General features: G+C 63.2%; 21 protein-coding genes and 1 other RNA gene. 18 read left to right on the forward strand and 4 right to left on the reverse strand.

Going from position 1 to position 21,523, the window contains the following annotated elements; all coding sequences use genetic code 11:
- Positions 1-123: 123 nt before the first annotated feature.
- On the forward strand, positions 124-603 hold the full coding sequence (locus QCE83_RS01395; RefSeq protein ID WP_309807186.1) for a nitrate reductase associated protein: 480 nt from the start codon (positions 124-126) through the stop codon (positions 601-603).
- Between the two features lie 194 nt (positions 604-797).
- Entirely contained in the window at positions 798-3,911 is a 3,114-nt protein-coding gene (locus QCE83_RS01400) for an EAL domain-containing protein (RefSeq protein WP_309807188.1), read from the forward strand.
- A 6-nt stretch (positions 3,912-3,917) separates the two neighbouring features.
- Here the strand turns inward: QCE83_RS01400 and QCE83_RS01405 are convergent, their stop codons facing one another.
- Positions 3,918-4,313 carry an acyl-CoA thioesterase gene (locus QCE83_RS01405; protein WP_309807189.1) on the reverse strand — a complete coding sequence of 132 codons (396 nt, stop codon included), beginning with the start codon at positions 4,311-4,313 and terminating at the stop codon, positions 3,918-3,920.
- Positions 4,314-4,552: 239 nt separating this feature from the next.
- Here QCE83_RS01405 and QCE83_RS01410 point away from each other — a divergent pair, with 239 nt between their 5' ends.
- From QCE83_RS01410 to QCE83_RS01445, 8 genes are all read left to right on the forward strand, one after another.
- Positions 4,553-6,430, forward strand: coding sequence for an ABC transporter ATP-binding protein/permease (locus tag QCE83_RS01410; RefSeq protein WP_309807190.1), 1,878 nt, complete (start codon positions 4,553-4,555; stop codon positions 6,428-6,430).
- A 113-nt stretch (positions 6,431-6,543) separates the two neighbouring features.
- Positions 6,544-6,792, forward strand: a complete 249-nt coding sequence (locus QCE83_RS01415) for a hypothetical protein (RefSeq protein ID WP_309807191.1) — start codon at positions 6,544-6,546, stop codon at positions 6,790-6,792.
- A gap of 75 nt (positions 6,793-6,867) precedes the next feature.
- Positions 6,868-7,836: a LysR family transcriptional regulator gene (locus tag QCE83_RS01420; protein WP_309807192.1), complete on the forward strand. Its 969-nt coding sequence runs from the start codon at positions 6,868-6,870 to the stop codon at positions 7,834-7,836.
- 108 nt (positions 7,837-7,944) lie between these two features.
- Positions 7,945-9,252 (forward strand): Glu/Leu/Phe/Val dehydrogenase, encoded by a 1,308-nt coding sequence (locus QCE83_RS01425; RefSeq protein WP_309807194.1) that lies wholly within the window; start codon positions 7,945-7,947, stop codon positions 9,250-9,252.
- A gap of 291 nt (positions 9,253-9,543) precedes the next feature.
- Complete coding sequence (locus QCE83_RS01430) at positions 9,544-10,437, forward strand: glutamate/aspartate ABC transporter substrate-binding protein (RefSeq protein WP_309807195.1); 894 nt, start codon at positions 9,544-9,546, stop codon at positions 10,435-10,437.
- 68 nt (positions 10,438-10,505) lie between these two features.
- The gene (locus tag QCE83_RS01435) at positions 10,506-11,246 is read left to right on the forward strand and encodes an amino acid ABC transporter permease (RefSeq protein ID WP_309807196.1); all 741 of its coding nucleotides are present in this window, start codon (positions 10,506-10,508) and stop codon (positions 11,244-11,246) included.
- Complete coding sequence (gltK, locus tag QCE83_RS01440; protein ID WP_309807197.1) at positions 11,246-11,920, forward strand: glutamate/aspartate ABC transporter permease GltK; 675 nt, start codon at positions 11,246-11,248, stop codon at positions 11,918-11,920. The genes QCE83_RS01435 and gltK overlap by 1 nt, the downstream gene beginning before the upstream one ends.
- Positions 11,917-12,642, forward strand: coding sequence for an amino acid ABC transporter ATP-binding protein (locus QCE83_RS01445; protein ID WP_309807198.1), 726 nt, complete (start codon positions 11,917-11,919; stop codon positions 12,640-12,642). Before gltK ends, QCE83_RS01445 begins: the two co-directional genes overlap by 4 nt.
- Positions 12,643-12,698: 56 nt before the next feature.
- On the opposite strand, the gene QCE83_RS01450 is transcribed toward QCE83_RS01445, so the two are convergent.
- Positions 12,699-13,601 carry a class II glutamine amidotransferase gene (locus QCE83_RS01450; protein WP_309807199.1) on the reverse strand — a complete coding sequence of 301 codons (903 nt, stop codon included), beginning with the start codon at positions 13,599-13,601 and terminating at the stop codon, positions 12,699-12,701.
- 186 nt (positions 13,602-13,787) lie between these two features.
- Between QCE83_RS01450 and pyrC the strand changes: the two genes are divergently transcribed.
- The 3 genes from pyrC to rnpB all read left to right on the forward strand — a co-directional run bounded on the left by pyrC (position 13,788) and on the right by rnpB (position 16,117).
- On the forward strand, positions 13,788-14,858 hold the full coding sequence (gene pyrC, locus QCE83_RS01455) for a dihydroorotase (RefSeq protein WP_309807200.1): 1,071 nt from the start codon (positions 13,788-13,790) through the stop codon (positions 14,856-14,858).
- Positions 14,859-14,868: 10 nt separating this feature from the next.
- Positions 14,869-15,681, forward strand: a complete 813-nt coding sequence (locus QCE83_RS01460) for a DUF3025 domain-containing protein (RefSeq protein WP_309807201.1) — start codon at positions 14,869-14,871, stop codon at positions 15,679-15,681.
- 23 nt (positions 15,682-15,704) lie between these two features.
- Positions 15,705-16,117, forward strand: an RNA gene (gene rnpB / locus QCE83_RS01465) — RNase P RNA component class A.
- A 73-nt stretch (positions 16,118-16,190) separates the two neighbouring features.
- Here the strand turns inward: rnpB and QCE83_RS01470 are convergent.
- Positions 16,191-16,616 (reverse strand): OsmC family protein, encoded by a 426-nt coding sequence (locus QCE83_RS01470; RefSeq protein WP_309807202.1) that lies wholly within the window; start codon positions 16,614-16,616, stop codon positions 16,191-16,193.
- A 135-nt stretch (positions 16,617-16,751) separates the two neighbouring features.
- Here QCE83_RS01470 and QCE83_RS01475 point away from each other — a divergent pair, with 135 nt between their 5' ends.
- From QCE83_RS01475 to erpA, 4 genes are all read left to right on the forward strand, one after another.
- A complete protein-coding gene (locus QCE83_RS01475) occupies positions 16,752-17,210 on the forward strand; it encodes a hypothetical protein (protein WP_309807203.1) in 459 nt (152 codons plus the stop codon).
- 51 nt (positions 17,211-17,261) lie between these two features.
- On the forward strand, positions 17,262-17,690 hold the full coding sequence (gene rplM / locus QCE83_RS01480) for a 50S ribosomal protein L13 (RefSeq protein ID WP_309807204.1): 429 nt from the start codon (positions 17,262-17,264) through the stop codon (positions 17,688-17,690).
- An 11-nt stretch (positions 17,691-17,701) separates the two neighbouring features.
- Positions 17,702-18,094, forward strand: coding sequence for a 30S ribosomal protein S9 (rpsI, locus tag QCE83_RS01485; RefSeq protein ID WP_035497678.1), 393 nt, complete (start codon positions 17,702-17,704; stop codon positions 18,092-18,094).
- A gap of 223 nt (positions 18,095-18,317) precedes the next feature.
- Positions 18,318-18,683 carry an iron-sulfur cluster insertion protein ErpA gene (gene erpA, locus QCE83_RS01490; protein WP_309807205.1) on the forward strand — a complete coding sequence of 122 codons (366 nt, stop codon included), beginning with the start codon at positions 18,318-18,320 and terminating at the stop codon, positions 18,681-18,683.
- 66 nt (positions 18,684-18,749) lie between these two features.
- Here the strand turns inward: erpA and QCE83_RS01495 are convergent, their stop codons facing one another.
- Positions 18,750-19,880: an anhydro-N-acetylmuramic acid kinase gene (locus QCE83_RS01495; protein WP_309811369.1), complete on the reverse strand. Its 1,131-nt coding sequence runs from the start codon at positions 19,878-19,880 to the stop codon at positions 18,750-18,752.
- Between the two features lie 382 nt (positions 19,881-20,262).
- Here QCE83_RS01495 and tyrS point away from each other — a divergent pair, with 382 nt between their 5' ends.
- Positions 20,263-21,519, forward strand: coding sequence for a tyrosine--tRNA ligase (tyrS, locus tag QCE83_RS01500; protein ID WP_309807206.1), 1,257 nt, complete (start codon positions 20,263-20,265; stop codon positions 21,517-21,519).
- The last annotated feature ends 4 nt before the right edge of the window (positions 21,520-21,523 follow it).

Genomic DNA, 21,523 nt, shown 5'->3' on the forward strand with positions numbered 1-21,523 from the left:
GTGCGCGCCTTTTAACATGCGCCCAGCGGCTCGTTTGCAACGGTTCCAGCCAGATCCAAGGCCCTACAATAACTTAAGGCGGCACTGCGCGTCGCGCACGCCCTCAATCCAACGAGGCTTGTTATGGGACTTTATGACGCCGCGCGACTCTTTGGATTCGAAGTCGAATCTTCGGAGAATCTGCGCTTCATTCCGCTTGCCGTGCGCTTCAATCTCGATCGCTTCGGCATGCGCATCACGCTCGATGAGTGGCAGCGGCTTCCGTATGACGATCGCGTGCTGCTTGCGCGCTTTCCCATCGAAGACGAAGCCGAAGTCGAGAAGAACTTCGACCTCGCGCTCGAAGAGATGATGAAGACGCATGCGAACACCGCGCCCGAGAAGATCGAGCGCGATCCGGATCCGGTCTGGGCTCACGCCGATGCCGTGCCCGAGACCGTCATCCGGCAAAGCAGCCTGTGCGGCGTGAGCGCGCCGAGCCTGTCGCACTGGGGCAAGCTCGACGGCTTCCAGCGCTACGCGCTGGCGAAACTCTCGCGCAACACGGACAAGGTCAATCACGATTTCCTGCCGGCCATGCGCGAGTTCGGCCTCGTGGAATGACGATCCATGCTCGCAAACGTTTTGCTTGCGCATTGATCATATTATTCGACAACAAGCCCTAAATACGGGGCCGTTGCTGTCGATATTGGGCGTTATCCAATAGTCGCGATGTGAGCGTTTCTCACAAAGCGAAACCGCGTGGGTGCGTCTCTTCGAGGCGCGTCCGACGCGCACCAAAGGGATACGCCCGCCGCATGACTCGTTTCCTCTCCAGGGGTTTGCTCGTCAACATCGCCGTGGTGCTGGCCGCGCTCGGCGCAAACGCTTTCGTCGCCTGCGAGCGCATTGGCGGACTGCGCGAAAGCGATGCGCACACCCTGCGCTCGATGAGCCTCATGCGCGATCTGGGCGCCTATCGCAGCACGCTCGGCGAGGCGCTGCCCGAACTCAGCCGCTTCGAAGCCACCGGCGTGGCCGAGACCGAAGCACGGCACCTGGAGCGCGAAGCCCACCTCGATGCCCTCGAAAGCGGACTGCGCGCGCAGATCTCGATGGCGCCTGGCATGAGCGGCGCGTTCGAGGCGCTGGCCACGCGCGCTTCCGTGTTGCGGCGCGACGCCAATCAGGCGTTCGAACACGCCCGTCACGCGCCTCCCGACGCTTCCCGTGCCTGGGCCGACGCCGCCTTCGTGACGCTCGGCGAAGACCAGCAGGCCGTGGATGAAGAACTCTCGGCGGTGCGCACGAGAATCGACAACGCGACCATCGCGGCGCTCGACGAATCCGCGCAGGCGTCCAGCGGCGCGATGCTGCTGCTGATCTTCACGATGCTCGCCGGCAGCGCAGTGCTCATCTATCTGTTCGCCAGCAACGAGCGCCAGTCGCGCGAGAAGCTCGGCATCGAGCGGGCGCGGCAGCGCAGCAACGAGCGCTTTCGCAGCATGTTCGAGGCGCATCCGGTGCCGATGTGGATCGTCGATCGCGAGACCATGCGTTTCATCGCGGTGAATCCCGCGGCACTCGCCCACTTCGGCTTCGATGAACCGGCGTTCCTCGGCATGACGCTGCGCGACCTGCATCACGCCGACGACTTCGACAGCTTCGCCGCCCGGCTCGCGCGCAGTGCGGGCGAGACCGGCGAGCGGGCGAATGCGGGACAGGCGTCGGCGGGGGTGTGGCGCTATCGGCGCAAGGATGGTTCGATCGTCGCCGCCGATGTCTCGCATCACTCGCTCGTGTATTCGAACCGGCCGGGCATCTTCATGCTGGCCAACGACGTGACCGACCGCATCAACGCGGAAGCCGAGGCGCGCCGTTCGAACGAGATGCTCGAAGCCGTCATCGACAACATTCCGCAGCGCGTGTTCTGGAAGGATCGCGACCTGCGCTATCTCGGCTGCAACAACGCGTTCGCGCGCGATGCGGGTCTCGCCTACAACGAGCAGGTCATCGGCAAGACGGATTACGAACTGCCGTGGGGCGCGCTCGCGGATCTCGTGCGCGCCGACGACGAAGAAGTCATCGTCACGACGGTGCCCAAGATGCACTTCGAGCGCGACATCGTGATCGGCGAGCAACTTCGTACGCTCGTCACCAGCAAGCTGCCGCTGCTCGACGGCGAAGGACAGACCATCGGCGTGCTCGGCTCGTATCACGACGTCACCGACCACAAGCGCGCCGAACTGGCGCTGCGCCTGCAAAGCCGCGCGCTCGACGCCAGCGTCAACGCCATCCTGATCACGGGCGTGGTGGATGGCGCGAATGTCATCGAGTATGCGAATCCGGCGTTCAAGCGCATCACCGGCTATGACCCGAGCGAGGTCATCGGCCAGGACTGCCGTTTCCTGCATGGTCCGGACGGCGAGCAGGAAGGCCTCACCGCGATCCGCCGCGCGCTCGATGTCAACCTCGAAGCGAGCGTCGTGGTGCGCAACTATCGCAAGGACGGCGCGCTGTTCTGGAACCAGCTGTTCGTCGCGCCCGTGCCGAATGCGCAAGGACTGACGACGCATCACATCGGCATCATCAACGACGTGACCGACCTGATGCGCTATCAGGAAGAGCTCGAATACCAGGCGAACTACGACACGCTCACGCGCCTGCCGAACCGCAACCTGCTGAAGGACCGCCTGCAGCACGCGATCGAAGCGGCGCGGCGGCGCGAGACCAAGATCGCGGTCGTGTTCATGGACCTCGACGGCTTCAAGAACGTCAACGACAGCCTGGGCCACAGCGTCGGCGACCGCCTGCTCGCGGTGATCGCGGAGCGGCTGGCACGCACGGCGCGCACCAGCGACACGGTGGCGCGCCATGGCGGCGACGAGTTCGTGATCGTGCTGCCCGACCTGACGGACGAAGCCGGCCTGATCGCGTGGATGGAGCGTACGCGCGCGGCCATCTCGGAGCCGGTGTGGATCGACGACACCGAGCTGTACGTGGGCTGCAGCATGGGCGCGAGTCTCTATCCGCAGGACGGCGACGACGCCGAGACCGTGATGAAGAAGGCCGACCTCGCGATGTACCGCGCGAAGGACATGGGCCGCAACACCTATCAGTTCTATCAGCCGGAGATGAATGCGAGCGTCGGCGCGCGCATGAATCTCGAACGCCGTCTGCGGCGTGCGCTGCGCGACGGCGAGTTCCTGCTGCACTATCAGCCGCAGGTGGACATGACGACGCGGCAGATTGTCGGCATCGAGGCGCTCGTGCGCTGGCACGACCCGGAACAGGGGTTGGTGTCGCCGGCGTCGTTCATCCCGGTCGCGGAAGAGAGCGGCCTGATCGGGCCGCTGTCGGAGTGGGTGCTGCGCGAGGCGTGCCGTCAGAACAAGGCCTGGCAGGACGCCGGCTTGCCGGCCGCGCGGGTGTCGGTGAATCTGTCGGCGCGTCATTTCCAGCAACGCGACATCGCGCGGCTGGTCACCTCCGTGCTGGATGAAACCGGACTGGAGCCGCGCTATCTCGAACTCGAACTCACCGAAAGCGCGATCATGCGCAACGCCGAGGAAGCGATCACGATGCTGTCCGAGCTATCCGCGCTCGGGATCGGCATTGCCATCGACGACTTCGGCACCGGCTATTCGAGCCTGTCCTATCTGAAGCGCTTCCCGGTGCACCGGCTGAAGATCGACCGCTCGTTCGTCGCGGACATCGGCGCGTCGAGCGACGATGAGACCATCACTTCGGCGATCATCGCGCTCGCGCATTCGCTGGAGTTGCAGGTGATCGCGGAAGGCGTCGAAACCTCCGCGCAACACGAATTCCTGCGCGCTCGCGACTGCGACGAAATGCAGGGCTTCTTCTTCTCGCGCCCGATGCCGCACGAGGCGATTCCGGGCCTGCTGCAACAGGGCGTGCTGCCGAACTGAGGCGTGTCAGTCGAGCGGCGGCAGGACGCGCGGACGGCGGTCGCGGTCGGTGGCGACGTAGGTGAGGGTCGCTTCCGTCACCTTGACGACCTCTTCGGCGAGGCTCATGCGCTGCGCATAGACCTCGACCGACACGGTGACCGACGTGTTGCCGGTCTTCACGATGTCGGCATAGAAGCTCAGCAGGTCGCCGACGAATACCGGATGCTTGAAGAGGAACGAATTCACCGCCACGGTCGCGACGCGTCCGTTGGCGCGGCGGCTCGCGGGAATCGAGCCGGCGATGTCCACCTGCGCCATGATCCAGCCGCCGAAGACGTCGCCGTGGACGTTGGCGTCGGCGGGCTGCGGCACGACGCGCAGCGCAACCTGCTTCTGGGGAAGATTCGATTGGTCGGTCATGGCAGGTTTCCGGTTGGCGAGAGAGGAGCGGGCGGCCGGCGCAAGCGGCCCCTTGGGCCTTCTGCGACAATGCCGTTAGATGGATGCGCTTCCGGCCGCGCGGCAACATGCAGCGGCGCCGGGCGCTTGCCATAAATTGTACGGGAAAGCCTGCGCGAGACCGGCTCCCGTTCCGCCGACTGATGCGTTACCCGGCGCCGCATTCCGGCTGGAAGCGGCGCGCTTGCCCCACGATACTCATGCGCCGCACGTCCAACCGAGAGCCCGGGCCCGTGCCCCAGGGCCCGCGCAACGACTGGCAGACGATCCGTTCGCTGCTGCCTTATCTCACCACGTACAAATGGCGCGTCGCGTTCGCGCTGACCTGCCTGATCGGCGCGAAGGTCGCGAACCTGGGCGTGCCGATCGTGATGAAGAAGATCGTCGATGGCCTGTCTTCCGTGCAGCATCTGACCGCGCTCGGCCGCGCGACGGATGCGCCGGGGATCGTGCTGATCGGCGGCATCGGGCTGCTGGTGGTCGCTTATGCGGCTGCGCGGCTCTCTACCTCGCTGTTCACCGAACTGCGCGAACTGCTGTTCGCCAAGGTCACCGAAAGCGCCGTGCGGCAACTCGCGCTGCGCGTGTTCCGGCATCTGCATTCGCTGTCCCTGCGCTTTCACCTGGAGCGGCAGACGGGCGGCATGTCGCGCGACATCGAACGGGGCACGCGCGGCATCCAGCAACTCGTGTCCTATTCGCTGTACAGCATCCTGCCGACGCTCGTCGAAGTCGGCCTCGTGCTGGCGTTCTTCGTGACCAAGTACGAAGCGTATTACGCGATCGTCACGGGGATCGCGCTGGTGACGTACATCGTCTTCACCGTGAAGGTGACCGAGTGGCGCACGCATTACCGCCGCACGATGAACGATCTCGATTCGAAGGCGAATTCGCGCGCGATCGATTCGCTGCTCAACTACGAGACCGTCAAGTACTTCGGCAACGAAGAATGGGAAACGCGCCGCTACGACGAGAATCTGCAGCGCTATCGCGCGGCCGCGATCAAGTCGCAGCGCTCGCTGTCGATGCTCAACTTCGGCCAGCAGACGATCATCGGCGTCGGGCTCGTGTTCATCCTGTGGCGCGCGACGCAGGGCGTGGTGGCCGGCCGTCTGACTCTCGGCGATCTCGTGCTGATCAACACCTTCATGTTGCAGCTCTATATACCGCTCAATTTCCTGGGCGTCGTGTATCGCGAGCTCAAGCAGGCGCTGACCGACATGGACCGCATGTTCACGCTGCTCGGTGCGGGCCGCGAAGTGCCCGACGCGCCGGATGCGCAAGCGCTCGCGGTGCGCGGCGGCGAAGTGCGCTTCGAGCACGTGAGCTTCGCCTATGAACGCAAGCGGACCATCCTGCATGACGTCGATTTCACGATTGCCGCCGGCACGACGACCGCGGTAGTCGGGCACAGCGGCTCGGGGAAGTCGACGCTCGGACGCCTGCTGTTCCGCTTCTACGATCTCGAGCGCGAGCAGGGCGGCGCCATCCGCATCGACGGACAGGACATTCGCGACGTCACGCAGGATTCGCTGCGAGCGGCGATCGGCATCGTGCCGCAGGACACCGTGCTGTTCAATGACTCGATCTCTTACAACATCGCCTATGGACGTCCTTCCGCGAGCCGCGACGAAGTGATCGCGGCGGCGCGTGCGGCGCATATCCACGATTTCATCGAGGCCTTGCCGGCGGGTTACGACACGCCGGTCGGCGAACGCGGGCTGAAGCTCTCAGGCGGCGAGAAACAGCGCGTCGCCATTGCGCGCACGCTGCTCAAGAACCCGCCGATCCTGATCTTCGATGAAGCCACGTCCGCGCTCGATTCGAAGTCCGAGCGCGCCATCCAGCGCGAACTGGATTCGATTGCGCGGGAGCGGACCACGCTGATCATTGCGCATCGGCTGTCGACGGTCGTGCATGCGCAGCAGATCATCGTGATGGATCACGGGCGCATCGTGGAACGCGGCACGTTCGCCGAGTTGCTCGATGCGGGTGGTCTGTTCGCGCAGATGTGGGCGTTGCAGCAGCAGAAGACAGGAGAAGCGGCGGCGGATCAGCGCGATGCGGTCAGGATCTGAAGACGAAAAATTGCAATAATCGCGCTCGGGATGAACGGTCAGTCATCTATAGTCAGCGTTGCATCATTCAGGTATTCCCGCTGCCTGGCGGGAGCACGAAAAGGATCAACGCGATGGCTTCGGTCGACAGCAAATTCGATTTCAAACTGGATAACCTCCACACGGAGTTCGGCCTGGTCTCCTTGCTTACGCTGCTTGCGTTCGCCGTCATCACGCTCTACCCGTATGTGCGCATCGTCCGGCGCGCGGGATTCTCGGGTTGGTGGGTGCTCTTCGGTTTCGTTCCTGTGCTGAACCTGATCATGCTCTGGGTGTTTGCCTGCTCGAAATGGCCGGCAATCGGCAGGGAACAGCGGGCCTGAGTCGCCGCCGCAGTGCAGGTGTATCGCTAAAATGCGTGTTTTGCCGCCACAGGCGCATTGCGCGCCCGACGAAGCATGGAACTCAAATGGCTCGAAGACTTCGTTTCGCTCGCGGAGACGCGCAGCTTCAGCCGCTCCGCTGAATTACGGCATATCACGCAACCCGCCTTCTCACGCCGCATCCAGGCGCTCGAAGCGTGGCTCGGCACCGAACTGATCGACCGGTCCGTCTATCCGACGCGCCTCACGCAAGCCGGCCAGGTCTTCTACGAGCAGGCGCTCGCGATGCTCTCGCAGTTCCACGAGGCGCGAACGCTGTTGCGCGGGCAGGGCGGCGTGCCGGCGGCGACCATCGAGTTCGCCGTGCCGCATACCTTGTCGCTGACCTATTTTCCGCGCTGGCTGGAGCATATCGAAGCGCGGCTCGGGCGTATCCGCACCCGCCTGCGCGCGCTCAACGTGCACGACGCGGTGCTGTCGCTGGTGGAAGGCGGCTGCGATCTGGTGATGGGCTACCACCATCCGAGCCATCCGGTCGCGCTCGATCCCGCGCGCTACGACATGCTCACGCTCGGCACCGAACCGATCAGCCCGTTCTCGGCAGTGACGAAAGGCGGCCGCGCGCGCTTCACGCTGCCGGCGTCCGCCGAGTCGCCGGTGCCGTATCTGTCGTACACGCCGAACGCGTACCTCGGCCGCATGACCGAGACGATCATCGCGACCTCGCCGGTACGCCTGTATCTCGACAAGGTCTATGAAACCGACATGGCCGAGGGACTCAAGGCGATGGCGATCGCGGGCCACGGCATCGCCTTTCTGCCGCACAGCGCCGTGGAGGATGCGGTGGAAGAGGGCCGCCTCATCCGTCTCGACCGGGGCACGCGCGGCATGCCGGCCGGCCAGTTTACGCTGACCATGGACATCCGGCTGTATCGCGACAAGCTGGCGTCGGTGGGTGAGGAACCGCGCCAGGCATTGATGCGCGCGCTGTGGGACGCGGTCAACGAGGAGCTGCTCAAGGCGGCTGAAACCGCTGCCACGTAAGGCTTTCGAACGTTATGCACAAAACGCATGACGGGATAAAAATCCGGCATTGGATTTGCAGAGGCCGTTTTTCGACAATGGCTGCATTCCTTCACCGCTGGAGCATCAATGTCTTCGTCGAACGCGCAAACGCCGGACGCCAAACATGCCATCCCGTCGTACCTCAATGCCGATGATCTCGGTCCTTGGGGAAACTATCTGAAGCAGGTCGATCGCGTCGCTCCCTATCTCGGTTCTCTCTCCCGCTGGCTCGAAACCCTCAAGCGTCCCAAGCGCATCCTCGTCGTCGACTGCCCGATCGAACTCGATAACGGCACCGTCGCGCACTTCGAAGGCTATCGCGTGCAACACAACACGTCGCGCGGTCCGGGCAAGGGCGGCGTGCGTTACCACCAGGACGTGACGCTCTCGGAAGTCATGGCGCTGTCCGCGTGGATGTCGGTGAAGAATGCCGCCGTGAACGTGCCGTACGGCGGCGCGAAAGGCGGCATCCGCGTGGATCCGCGCACGCTGTCGCGCGGCGAGCTCGAACGGCTGACGCGCCGCTACACCAGCGAGATCGGCATCATCATCGGGCCGAACACGGACATCCCCGCGCCCGACGTCAACACCAACGAGCAGATCATGGCGTGGATGATGGACACCTACTCCATGAACCAGGGGCAGACGGCCACCGGCGTCGTCACCGGCAAGCCGATCTCGCTCGGCGGCTCGCTCGGCCGCCGGGAAGCCACCGGACGCGGCGTGTTCGTGGTCGGCAGCGAAGCGGCGCGGCGCATCGGCATGGAGATCGCAGGCGCGCGCATCGCGGTGCAGGGCTTCGGCAATGTCGGCGGCATCGCGGCGAAGCTGTTCCAGGAAGCGGGCGCGCGCGTGATCGCCGTGCAGGATCACACCGGCACGCTGCATAACTCGAAGGGCATCGATACCGTCGCGCTGCTCGAGCACGTCGCGCAGAACGGCGGCGTAGGCGGCTTCGCGGGCGCGGACCCGGTGCAGGCCGACGAATTCTGGATGATCGAGAGCGACATCCTGATCCCGGCGGCCCTCGAAAACCAGATCACCGAGAAGAACGCCGGCAAGATCCGCACGAAGATCGTGGTGGAAGGCGCGAACGGCCCCACGACCACCGCGGCGGACGACATCCTGACCGACAAGGGCGTCCTCGTGATCCCCGACGTGATCGCCAACGCGGGCGGCGTGACCGTGTCGTACTTCGAGTGGGTGCAGGACTTCTCGAGCTTCTTCTGGACCGAGGACGAGATCAACCAGCGGCTGGAGCGCGTGATGCGCGAGGCCTTCGCCGGCGTGTGGCAGGTGGCGAGCGAGCATCAGGTGTCGGTGCGCACGGCGGCGTTCATCGTCGCGTGCTCGCGGATCCTCCAGGCGCGCGAGATGCGCGGCCTGTATCCCTGATCCGCTACGCGATCCACCCGTGAGCGGTCCGCAGGAGGCGGACCAACGCTTCGCTCACTGATTCATGCGTGCGACATTCGACGGAATGCCGCACGCATTTGCATGAAAACTACAGGCGGGCGCGGCAGATGTAACACGCCATGCGTTAGTCAAAAAACGCCAGTAATATGCGCCGGCACAATCGGGCGGCCATCCGTCTTAAAAATAAGACAGCGTGGGTTAACAATCATTCTTTCAGAATAATTACCCTGCTAAACTTGGCCCGGTTTTTCGCCACAGGAGATCGAACACATGAAGATTAAAAAGGCTGCGCTGCTGGTTGCCGCGCTCGGTTTCATCGCAACGGGCGCCTACGCGCAAGACGCCGGCACGCTGAAGAAGATCAAGGACACGGGTGTCATCTCGCTGGGGCATCGCGAATCGTCCATTCCGTTCTCGTACTACGACGACAAGCAACAGGTCGTCGGCTATTCCCACGAATTCGCACTGAAGGTGGTCGAAGCCGTCAAGACGAAGCTCGGCATGTCCGACCTGAAGGTCAAGCTGACGCCGATCACCTCGCAGAACCGCATTCCGCTCGTGCAGAACGGCACGGTGGACATCGAGTGCGGCTCGACCACGAACAACGCCGAACGCCAGCAGCAAGTGGCCTTCTCGAACACGATCTTCGTGATCGGCACGCGTCTCATGACCAAGAAGGATTCGGGCGTGAAGGACTGGGCCGACCTGAAGGGCAAGACTGTCGTGACGACCGCCGGCACCACGTCCGAACGCCTGCTTCGCAAGATGAACCAGGACAAGAACATGGGCATGAACATCATCAGCGCGAAGGATCACGGCGAGTCGTTCCTGACGCTGTCGACCGGCCGCGCGGTGGCCTTCATGATGGACGATGCGCTGCTCGCCGGCGAACGCGCCAAGTCGAACAACCCGGGCGATTTCGTGATCGTCGGTGCGCCGCAATCGCATGAAGCGTACGGCTGCATGATCCGCAAGAACGATCCGGAGTTCAAGAAGGTCGTGGACGATGCGATCGCCAAGGTCGAAACCTCGGGCGACGCCGACAAGATCTACAAGAAGTGGTTCGAAAGCCCGATCCCGCCGAAGGGCCTCAACCTCAACTTCCCGGAAAGTGATGACATCAAGGCTCTCTACAAGAGCCCGAATGACAAGGCAATCGACTAAACGGTTCGAGTTTTGAGCGAACGAGACGGAAGGAGCTTGCTTCTTCCGTTTCTTTTTGGAGTGAGTCCATGTCTTATCACTGGAACTGGGGCGTTCTGCTCAGCCCCGTTTCGACCGGCGAGCCCACGACCTATCTCGGCTGGCTGATCTCCGGCTTCTGGGTGACGATCACCGTGTCGCTCGCCGCCTGGGTGATCGCGCTGGTGGTCGGCTCGCTGTTCGGCATTCTGCGCACGGTCCCGAACCGCACGCTGGCGGCCATCGGCACTGTTTATGTCGCGATCTTCCGCAATATCCCGCTGATCGTGCAGTTCTTCGTCTGGTATCTCGTGATTCCGGAGCTGCTGCCCGTGTCCTGGGGCAACTGGTTCAAGCAACTGCCGCCATCGGCGCAGTTCTTTTCATCGTCGATCATCTGTCTCGGGCTCTTCACCGGCGCGCGCGTGTGCGAACAGGTGCGCTCGGGCATCAACGCGTTGCCGCGCGGCCAGCGCAACGCAGGCCTCGCGATGGGCTTCACCGAATGGCAGACCTACCGCTACGTGCTGATGCCGGTCGCGTACCGCATCATCGTGCCGCCGCTCACGTCGGAATTCCTCAACGTGTTCAAGAACTCGGCGGTAGCCTCGACCATCGGTCTGCTCGATCTCTCCGCGCAGGCGCGCCAGCTCGTCGACTACACGGCGCAGACGTATGAGTCGTTCATCGCGGTGACGATCGCCTACATGCTCATCAACCTGATCGTGATGCAGCTGATGCGCTGGCTCGAAGCCAGAACACGCCTGCCCGGCTACATCGGAGGCAAGTAATGCATTACAACTGGAGTGACATCCTCGCGTCCTGGCCGACGCTGATGACCGGCGCGAAGATCACGCTGCAGATCACGGTGCTGGCCATCGTGATCGGGATCATCTGGGGCACGGTGCTCGCGCTGTTCCGGCTCTCGGGCGTGAAACCGCTGCAATGGTTCGCGAGCGCCTACGTCACGCTGTTCCGCTCGATCCCGCTCGTGATGGTGCTGCTGTGGTTCTTCCTGATCGTGCCGCAGTTGCTGCAGAACGTGCTCGGATTGTCGGCGGACATCGACATCCGCCTCGCCTCGGCGATGGTCGCGTTCTCGCTGTTCGAAGCCGCGTACTATTCGGAAATCATCCGCGCCGGCATTCAGGCCGTGCCGCGCGGCCAGGTGAACGCCGCGTTCGCGCTCGGCATGACCTACGGCCAGGCCATGAAGCTGGTGGTGCTGCCGCAGGCCTTCCGCGCGATGGTGCCGCTGCTGCTCACCCAGGCCATCGTTTTGTTCCAGGATACGTCGCTCGTGTACGTCATCAGTCTCGCGGACTTCTTCCGCACGGCGACGAACATCGGGGACCGCGACGGCACGTCCGTCGAAATGATCCTGTTCGCGGGCGCCTGCTACTTCGTGATTTGCGTGGTGGCGTCGGCCCTCGTCAAAAGTCTTCAGAAAAAGGTCGCAAGATGATCTCTATCAAGAATGTTTCCAAGTGGTACGGGCAGTTTCAGGTGCTGACGGACTGCACGACCGAAGTGAAGAAGGGCGAAGTGGTCGTGGTGTGCGGTCCGTCGGGCTCGGGCAAGTCGACGCTCATCAAGACGGTGAACGGTCTCGAACCGTTCCAGAAGGGCGAGATCACGATCAACGGCCAGTCGCTCACCGACAAGAAGACCAATCTGTCGAAGCTGCGCTCGAAGGTCGGCATGGTGTTCCAGCATTTCGAGCTGTTCCCGCACCTGACCATCACGCAGAACCTGACGCTTGCACAGGTCAAGGTGCTCGGCCGCTCGAACGAGGAAGCGACGCAGAAGGGGCTCAAGCTGCTGGATCGCGTGGGTCTGCGCGCGCATGCCGACAAGTTCCCGGGCCAGCTGTCGGGCGGTCAGCAGCAGCGCGTGGCGATTGCACGTGCGCTGTCGATGGACCCGATCGCGATGCTCTTCGACGAACCCACTTCCGCGCTGGATCCGGAGATGATCAACGAAGTGCTCGACGTGATGGTCGAACTCGCGCAGGAAGGCATGACCATGATGTGCGTGACGCACGAAATGGGCTTTGCGAAGAAGGTGGCGAACCGCGTGATCTTCATGGATCGCGGGCTGATCGTCGAGGACGACCAGAAGGAAGCGTTCTTCGCGAATCCGAAGTCGGACCGCGCGAAGGACTTCCTCGCGAAGATCCTGCATTGAGCTTGATTGCGTGATGCGGAATGAGAACGGCGCTTTCGAAGCGCCGTTTTTTTAACTCACTCGATTCCGAGTTCCGATTCGACCGTGGCCGTGCTGCGCATGGCCTCGATCTGCAGCGCTGAGCCGACGCAGGCTTTCGCAAGCGGCTCGGCGGCCTTTCTGGCGACTTCCTCCGGCACCGGCACGTTCACCGTGCGCGCCAGCGCGCCGCACTGGAACATCGCGAGATCGCCGGGGGCGAAGCGGGTCCAGATTTCGTCGTCGGTGAGCGGCGACGTGGCGATCACCGCCACGCGATCTTCCGGCGTCGTGTACTTGGCGAAGTCGATGGACATGTCGGCGTCGATCAGATGCGCCGTCGAGAACGGCCAGCTGCGCACCAGATAGTACAAATGGGTGGAGCAGTGCGAGAACAGCGCCTGGCCGTTCGACATCAGGAAGTTGAACACGCCGTATTGCGTGATGTCGCGCGTGAGTTCGGCCAGGGCGTCGAACAGTTCGTCGAGCGGCGGCTGCGAGCAGGGGAACTGGCGGCGCAGGCCTTGCAGCAGCGCGCAGAAAGCGAGTTCGCTATCCGTGGTGCCGACCGGCTGATAGACGCCGGTGAGTTCCGGTGCATGGCCTTTCAGGTCGCCGTTGTGCGCGAAGATCCAGTGGCGGCCCCACAGTTCGCGCATGAACGGATGGCAGTTCTCCAGCAGTATGTGCCCTTGCGTCGCCTTGCGGATGTGGGCGATGGTGTTCTTTGACTTGATCGGGTAGCGCTTGACCATGTCCGCCAGTGGCGAACTGGCCGAGGACTGATGGTCGATGAACAGCCGGCAGGCCTTGTCCTCGAAGAATGCGATGCCCCAGCCGTCGGCGTGATGATCGGTTACGCCGCCGCGCGCTGCAAACCCGGTGAACGAGAACGTCACGTCCGTGGGTTCGGCGCAATTCATTCCGAGAAGTTGGCACATGTCGCTGAGGCAGGCGGGCGGTCGCCCTGAACGGGTTGTTACAATACGTCCGACAAGCATATCACCGAGGCAAGCGCGAAAAAATCGCCCAACCGCTCATAACAGCGCGCGTTGTGCAATTTCCACGGCGGATTTTTCCTGCGCTCGCGTGGCTTGCGCCATTCCAACGTTCCCCGTCATCTCGCCATGTCCGCTACCTCTTCCTCGCCTCAGTCGCTCACCCTCGCGCGCCCCGACGACTGGCACCTGCACGTGCGCGACGGCGCCACCCTCGCGGCCGTGCTTCCGCACACGGCGCGGCAGTTCGGCCGCGCGATCATCATGCCGAACCTCAAGCCGCCGGTCACCACGACCGAGCTGGCCGCCGCTTACCGCGAACGCATCCTGGCGGCGCTGCCGAAAGACGGCGCCGGTGCGCGTTTCGAGCCGCTGATGACGCTCTATCTCACCGACAACACGCCGCCCGACGAAATCCATCGCGCGAAGGCGAGCGGCTTCGTGCATGGCGTGAAGCTGTATCCGGCGGGCGCGACCACGAACTCCGACGCGGGCGTCACGAGTCTCGCGAAGTGCGCAAAGACGATCGAGGCGATGCAGGAAACCGGCATGCCGCTGCTGATCCACGGCGAAGTCACCGATGGCGACATCGACGTGTTCGATCGCGAGAAGGTGTTCATCGACCGGGTGATGACGCCGCTGCGCCGCGATTTTCCGGCGCTCAAGGTGGTGTTCGAACACATCACGACGAAGGACGCCGCGGACTATGTGCGCGAGGCCGAGGGGCCCATCGGAGCAACCATCACTGCGCATCACCTGCTCTATAACCGCAATATCATGCTGGTCGGCGGGATGCGGCCGCATTACTTCTGCCTGCCGGTGCTCAAGCGCGAGACGCATCGCGTCGCGCTGGTCGAGGCGGCGACGTCGGGCAATCCGCGCTTCTTCCTTGGCACGGACAGCGCGCCGCATCCTAAAGGACTGAAGGAGCATGCCTGCGGCTGCGCGGGCTGCTACACGGCGCTGCACGCGCTGGAACTGTATGCCGAGAGCTTCGACAAGGCCGGCGCACTCGACAAACTCGAAGGTTTTGCGAGCTTCCACGGCGCGGACTTCTACGGCCTGCCGCACAGCACGGAAACCGTGACGCTGGAACGCGGTACGTGGACGCTGCCCGCGGAATTCACCGCCGGTGATGCGACCATCGTGCCGTTGCGCGGCGGCGAGACCATCGGCTGGCGCTTCGCGGACGCAAGCTGAAGCGTCGGTTGTGAGCGCCGGTTTCGCCGACATCGACTGGACGCGGCCGTGGCTCGCGTCCAACGAGCCGCGCGGCAGGCGCTGGCAGGCCGCGGCGCTTGCCGGCCATGCCGACTATCTCGCGGTGCTGAACGCGGACGCATTGAACGCTCCGCACGTAACGGGACGCGGCGCACGGCTCGCGTTCATCGGGCAGGACGCCTTGCCGGCGGGCGCGTCCTACGAAGGTCACATTGCCGAGACCGGCTGCGTGCCCACGCGCCACAACCTGCACGATTTCTTCAACGCGTCGATGTGGTTCGCGTATCCGCGCATCAAGGCGGCGCTCAACGCGCGCCAGGCGGAGCAGATCGCGGCGCTCGGCATCGGGCCCACGCGCGGCGCCGTGCGGGATGCGCTGACGCTCTTCGACGAAAACGCCGTCTTCTTCATCTCCGCCGATGCCGCGCTCACCGATGCCCTGCGCGCCTTCGACTGGCGCGCGCTGTTCGTCGCCGGGCGCGCGGCATGGGGCACGCGTTGCGAGGCGCGCATCTTCGGCCATGCGTTACTGGAGAAGCTCGTCGCGCCGTACAAGGCGTGTACGGGGCATGCGTGGATCGTCGAGGTTCCGGCGCGCTACTTCTCCCTCGACGATGACGGCCGTCGCGCGCTCATCGACGAAAGCGTCGCGGCGCGACTTGCCTCCGGGCCGTTCGATAGCCGCGCCTTTGCGCCGCTGCCGGTGCTGGGTGTGCCGGGCTGGTGCGAGGCGAATGCGGACGCCGCGTTCTACGACGATTCCACGGTGTTCCGGCCGGGCCGCCGGACGATCCGGCGCTAGCCGGATGTTAGAATCGATGCCGCAAAGCGGGCCAGGCAATCGCGGCCTCGACGGTTTCGATCGAAGAGGGCGAGGAAAGTCCGGACTCCACAGGGCAGGGTGATGGCTAACGGCCATCCGTGGCAACACGCGGAACAGGGCAACAGAAAGCAAACCGCCGATGGCTTCGGGCGCGAGTCCGGAGATCAGGTAAGGGTGAAACGGTGCGGTAAGAGCGCACCGCGGACGTCGCGAGGCGTTCCGGCACGGTAACCTCCACCCGGAGCAATTCCAAATAGGCAGGCAAGCATCTTCGCGATGCAGGACGGGGCCCCCGTTCGTCTGCGGGTAGGAAGCTTGAGCGCGTCAGCAATGGCGCGTCTAGAGGAATGATTGCCACGTGCGCCGGTTTCGGCCGGTGCGTGCACAGAATCCGGCTTATCGGCCCGCTTTGTCGTCATTCAAAAGGAAAGAGCCGGCGTCTCGCGACGTCGGCTCTTTTTGTTTGCGCTTGGCCGATCCGGCTGGGACTACGCTTCGACGATGTCGAACGAATGCGTCAGTTCCGTGCCGCTCTTCGCCAGCATGATCGACGCCGAGCAGTACTTGTCGTGCGACAGGTTGATGGCACGCTCGACCGTCGCCGGGTTCAGGTTCTTGCCGGTCACGGTGAAGTGGAAGTGGATCTTCGTGAAGACCTTCGGATCTTCGCTGGCACGGTCGGCCTTGAGAGTGACGGAGCAGTCCTGGATTTCCTGGCGGCTCTTTTTGAGGATCATCACCACGTCATAGGCGGTACAGCCGCCGGTGCCGAGCAGCACCATTTCCATTGGCCGCGGCGCGAGGTTGCGGCCGCCGCCTTCCGGCGCGCCGTCCATGTTCACGAGGTGGCCGCTGCCCGTTTCGGCGGCGAAGGCCATGCCGTCCTGTCCCATCCAGCTCACTTTGCATTCCATGCTCAGGCTCCAGCTGCTCAACACTTCGTTACAGAGGGATTCATTGTAGCCGGTCACGGCGATCGCCCTGCAGGCGGCTTACGCACATTTCCGGGTTGACGGGCAGGAAAGGGCGCTAATGGACACGGAGCGCCCATGAAAAAAACAAGTCGAGGACAAGCTCTAGACGTGAAGAATGGCGATTTTTCGCGCAGGGAAAAGACTCAAGATATTGATTTAAAAGAGAAATTCAGGAATGACGCAATCAAGTTATTCATTTCGAATAATGAAATGAAATTTCATGATGCAAATCTGCTTGCTTCGCAGCATGAGCGTGCCTATACTCGGTTTTGTCTCCTCCACCTCCTCCTTTGGTGGATTAAGCCCGAGCCTCAGTTGCCCGGGCTTTTTTTCGTCCCTCGATTCCGCAGCACCTCTGCTTCTTCAGCCCTTTTGCGAGCGACGCGCGTCCTTGTCAAGACCGCCCCTTTGACGCAGCGCCTGATTTCCCTATATAATTCAAAGTTCTCTTCGCCACACGCCCGCGGAGAGAGGCTTGTGAGAGCCTGCAGGCGTCGTGGGAAGGCATCAACGTTCCGCGAACGCACCCAATAAGCAGGGCCGAACAACGCAAAGTTCAAGGGCAATTCAATTTTTGGATCGATCATGAAGACGTTTTCCGCAAAAGCCGAAGAGGTGAAGCGCGAATGGTACGTGATTGACGCGACGGATAAGGTTCTCGGCCGTGTCGCCAGCGAAGTGGCACGCCGTCTTCGCGGCAAGCATAAGCCTGAGTTCACCCCGCACGTCGACACTGGTGATTTCATCATCATCGTCAATGCCGGCAAGTTGAAGGTCACCGGCAACAAGACCACGGACAAGAAGTACTATCGTCACTCGGGCTACCCGGGCGGCATCTACGAAACGACGTTCGGCAAGATGCAAGAGCGCTTCCCGGGCCGTGCGCTCGAGAAGGCCGTCAAGGGCATGCTTCCGAAGGGTCCGCTCGGCTACGCGATGATCAAGAAGCTGAAGGTCTACGCCGAAGCAACGCATCCGCATACGGCTCAACAGCCTAAAGCGCTCGAGATCTAAGGGGAGCCCACATGATCGGTAACTGGAACTACGGTACGGGCCGCCGCAAGAGCGCCGTCGCTCGCGTCTTCATCAAGTCGGGCAAGGGCGAGATCATCGTCAATGGCAAGCCCATCGCCGACTACTTCTCGCGTGAAACGTCGCTGATGATCGTGCGTCAGCCGCTCGAACTCACGAACCACGGCACCACGTTCGACATCAAGGTCAACGTGAACGGCGGCGGTGAAACGGGTCAAGCCGGTGCGGTTCGCCACGGCATCACCCGCGCGCTGATGGACTACGACGCAACGCTCAAGTCGCAACTGTCGAACGCTGGCTTCGTCACCCGTGACGCGCGTGAAGTGGAACGTAAGAAGGTCGGTTTCCACAAGGCACGTCGCCGGAAGCAATTCTCGAAGCGTTAAGCGCTCGGAGTTTCCGGGTTTCGCATCGGGGGCCGGTTTTCGGCCTTGCTGCGAAGCTGCTGCAAAGGCCGCCCGCACCGCTGTGCCGGCGGCTTTTTCTTTTTGTGGCGCATGTCAGGGCAGGCCGTCGAAATTTCAACCAGCCCATTGATTTCATGGGCTTTCGGCACGATATCGAGATCAGCCCTACAATAGCGGTTAGAAGCTTAATTGGAGAGTTCGAATGAGCGCTGTCAGCGACACCCCCACGACCGAAATGCCGTTGCCATTCGTCTTCACCGACGCAGCGGCGGACAAGGTCAAGCAATTGATCGACGAAGAAGGCAATCCGGACCTGAAACTGCGCGTGTTCGTGCAGGGCGGCGGATGCTCCGGTTTCCAGTACGGTTTCACGTTCGATGAAACCGTGAACGAAGACGACACCGTGACGGAAAAGGGTGGCGTGCAGCTGCTGATCGACTCGATGAGCTATCAGTATCTGGTCGGCGCGGAGATCGACTACAAGGACGATATCAACGGCGCGCAGTTCGTCATCAAGAACCCGAACGCCTCGACCACCTGCGGTTGCGGATCGTCGTTCTCGGTCTGAGCGCACAGAACCGTGCATGAAAAAACGGAGCCTGCGGGCTCCGTTTTTTTTGTTTCGATGCCGCCGTCAGTGCGGATAGATCGCGCCAAGAACCCGCTCACCCGCCGCACCCGTCACCGCCGGAAGATTGCCCGGCTCACGCGCGACGCAGCGCATCGCGAGCCAGGCGAAGGCCAGCGCCTCCACCTGCTGCGGCGGCACGCCGAGCGCCTCGGTCGTCATGACGGGTACGCCGTTCACGCCGCCGTCCTCCAGCGCCTGCTGCAGCATCTTCAGCAAGACCGGATTGCGCGCGCCGCCGCCGCAGACATAAACCGCGCGGCTGTCCGATGCATGCCGGGCAATCTCGCGGGCAACCGTTGTTGCGGTGAGCGCAGTGAGGGTCGCCTGGACATCGGCGGGCGAGAGTTGCGCGAACGCGCCGAGCTTCGCGTCCATCCACGCGGGATTGAACAGGTCGCGTCCGGTGCTCTTGGGCGGCTGGAGATCGAAGAACGGTTCGTCGAGGAGCGCGTTCAGCAACGCCGGATTCACCTGCCCCTGCGCCGCGAATTGTCCGCCTTCGTCGTAGGGCTTTTGCAGGTGACGCAGCGTCCATTCGTCGATCAGCGCATTTGCCGGCCCGCAATCGAAGCCGCGCACTTCCCCGCTAGCCGCGAGGATCGTGATATTGCTGATGCCGCCCAGGTTGCACACCACCCGCGTTTCGTTTCTCGCGCCGAACACCGTCGCGTGAAAGGCGGGCACGAGTGGCGCACCCTGGCCGCCGGCGGCGACATCGCGGCTGCGGAAATCCGCGACGACATCGATGCTGGTCATCTCCGCCAGCAACGCCGGGTTGTTGATCTGCCGCGTGTAACCCTTCTCCGGCCGATGCCGCACCGTCTGCCCATGCACGCCAATGGCGCGCACCTTCGCCGCTGAAAACCCGCTCATGCTCTGCAGTTCGTGGCAGCACACGGCATAGCGTGTCGCGAGCGCGTTGGCGGCGAGGGCTTCGCGCTCGATCTCGTTCTCGCCAGGCGCTTGCAACGCGAAGAGTGCGTCCCGCAAGCCTTTCGAAAACGACACGTGTGCCTCGCCGAGCACGACCGGCGGCTTGCCGGCGGCGAACTGCACGGCCACGCCGTCGACGCCGTCCATGCTGGTGCCGGACATCAAGCCGAAGTACACGCCATCTGCCTTGCCGGTTTCGATTGCTTCGGCTTTCTTTCCCACGCTGCTCTCCTCGTCGATGCGATGCCGCCGGATTCCTCGATTCAGCGGCGATTATCCGGGTTACGGACCGAATCGTTAAGATGCGTCTGAAACGATCTGTCTCGTGCGGCACATTCGCGTTGCGTCTGGACGTGCGCAGGCCGCCCCCGAACGGTGCAAATCCATACGAAACGGCACGAATAGCCGCCTGATCGCGTAAAATTGCCGGCTTGAAGCATTCAATGCGCGCGATTCCGTCATTCGCCGCGCGCGCCGCGGCCCGACGCGGCGACCCATCCGGCCAGCCCGGACCGCGGCCAAGGCGCGCACGAGCCGCCGCCAACGCCAGCCATCGAACCTTTTGACTTCACAAGCCGCAAGCATGACCACAGACTCCAACGCTTCCTCCGCGCCTGCCGCCCAGAGCTTTCCGATTACCGACGAAGTGAAGAGCGCGCTCGCCATCGCGAAGCGTGGCTGCGACGAACTGCTGCTCGAAGACGAATTCGCGCAGAAGCTCGCGAGGAGCGCCGCGACGGGCAAGCCGCTGCGCATCAAGCTCGGCCTCGATCCGACGGCGCCGGACATCCACATCGGCCATACGGTCGTGCTGAACAAGATGCGCCAGCTGCAGGATCTCGGCCATCAGGTGATCTTTCTGATCGGCGATTTCACTTCGCTGATCGGCGATCCGTCCGGCCGCAACGCCACGCGTCCGCCGCTCACGCGCGAACAGATCGAGACCAACGCGAAGACCTATTTCGAACAGGCGGCGCTCGTCCTGGACCGCGACAAGACCGAGATCCGCTACAACAGCGAATGGTCGATGCCGCTCGGCGCCGACGGCATGATCAAGCTGGCCTCGCGCTACACGGTCGCGCGCATTCTGGAGCGCGAAGACTTCACCAGGCGTTTCCAGGGCGGCGTGCCCATCTCGATCCACGAATTCCTCTACCCGCTGATGCAGGGCTACGACTCCGTCGCGCTGAACGCGGATCTCGAACTCGGCGGCACGGACCAGAAATTCAACTTGCTCGTTGGCCGTGAACTGCAGAAGCAGTATGGCCAGGAACAGCAGTGCATCCTGACCATGCCGCTGCTCGAAGGTCTCGACGGCGTCGAGAAGATGTCGAAGTCGAAGAACAACTACATCGGCATCAGCGAGAAGCCCACCGACATGTTCGGCAAGCTGATGAGCATCTCGGACGTGCTGATGTGGCGTTACTTCGAGCTGCTGTCGTTCCGGCCGATGAGCGAGATCGAAGGCTACAAGCGCGAAGCCGAGGGCGGACGCAATCCGCGCGACTTCAAGGTGATGCTGGCGCAGGAAATCGTCGCGCGCTTCCATTCGCAGGCGGATGCCGAGCGTGCGCTCGACGACTTCAACCATCGCGCGAAGGGCGGCGTGCCGGACGACATCCCGAGCATCACGCTCGCGGGCGCACCGCTTGCCATTGGCCAACTGCTCAAGCAGGCGGGCCTCGTGCCGTCGACCAGCGAAGCTTTGCGCAATATCGAGCAGGGCGGCGTGAAGATCGACGGTACGACTGTCTCCGACAAGGCCGTGAAGATCGAAGCGGGCGAGTTCATCGTGCAGGTGGGCAAGCGCCGCTTTGCGCGCGTCACGCTGACCGCCTGAGCCG

Origin of the sequence: Caballeronia sp. LZ034LL (assembly GCF_031451215.1) — a bacterium.
Taxonomy (GTDB): Bacteria; Pseudomonadota; Gammaproteobacteria; order Burkholderiales; family Burkholderiaceae; genus Caballeronia.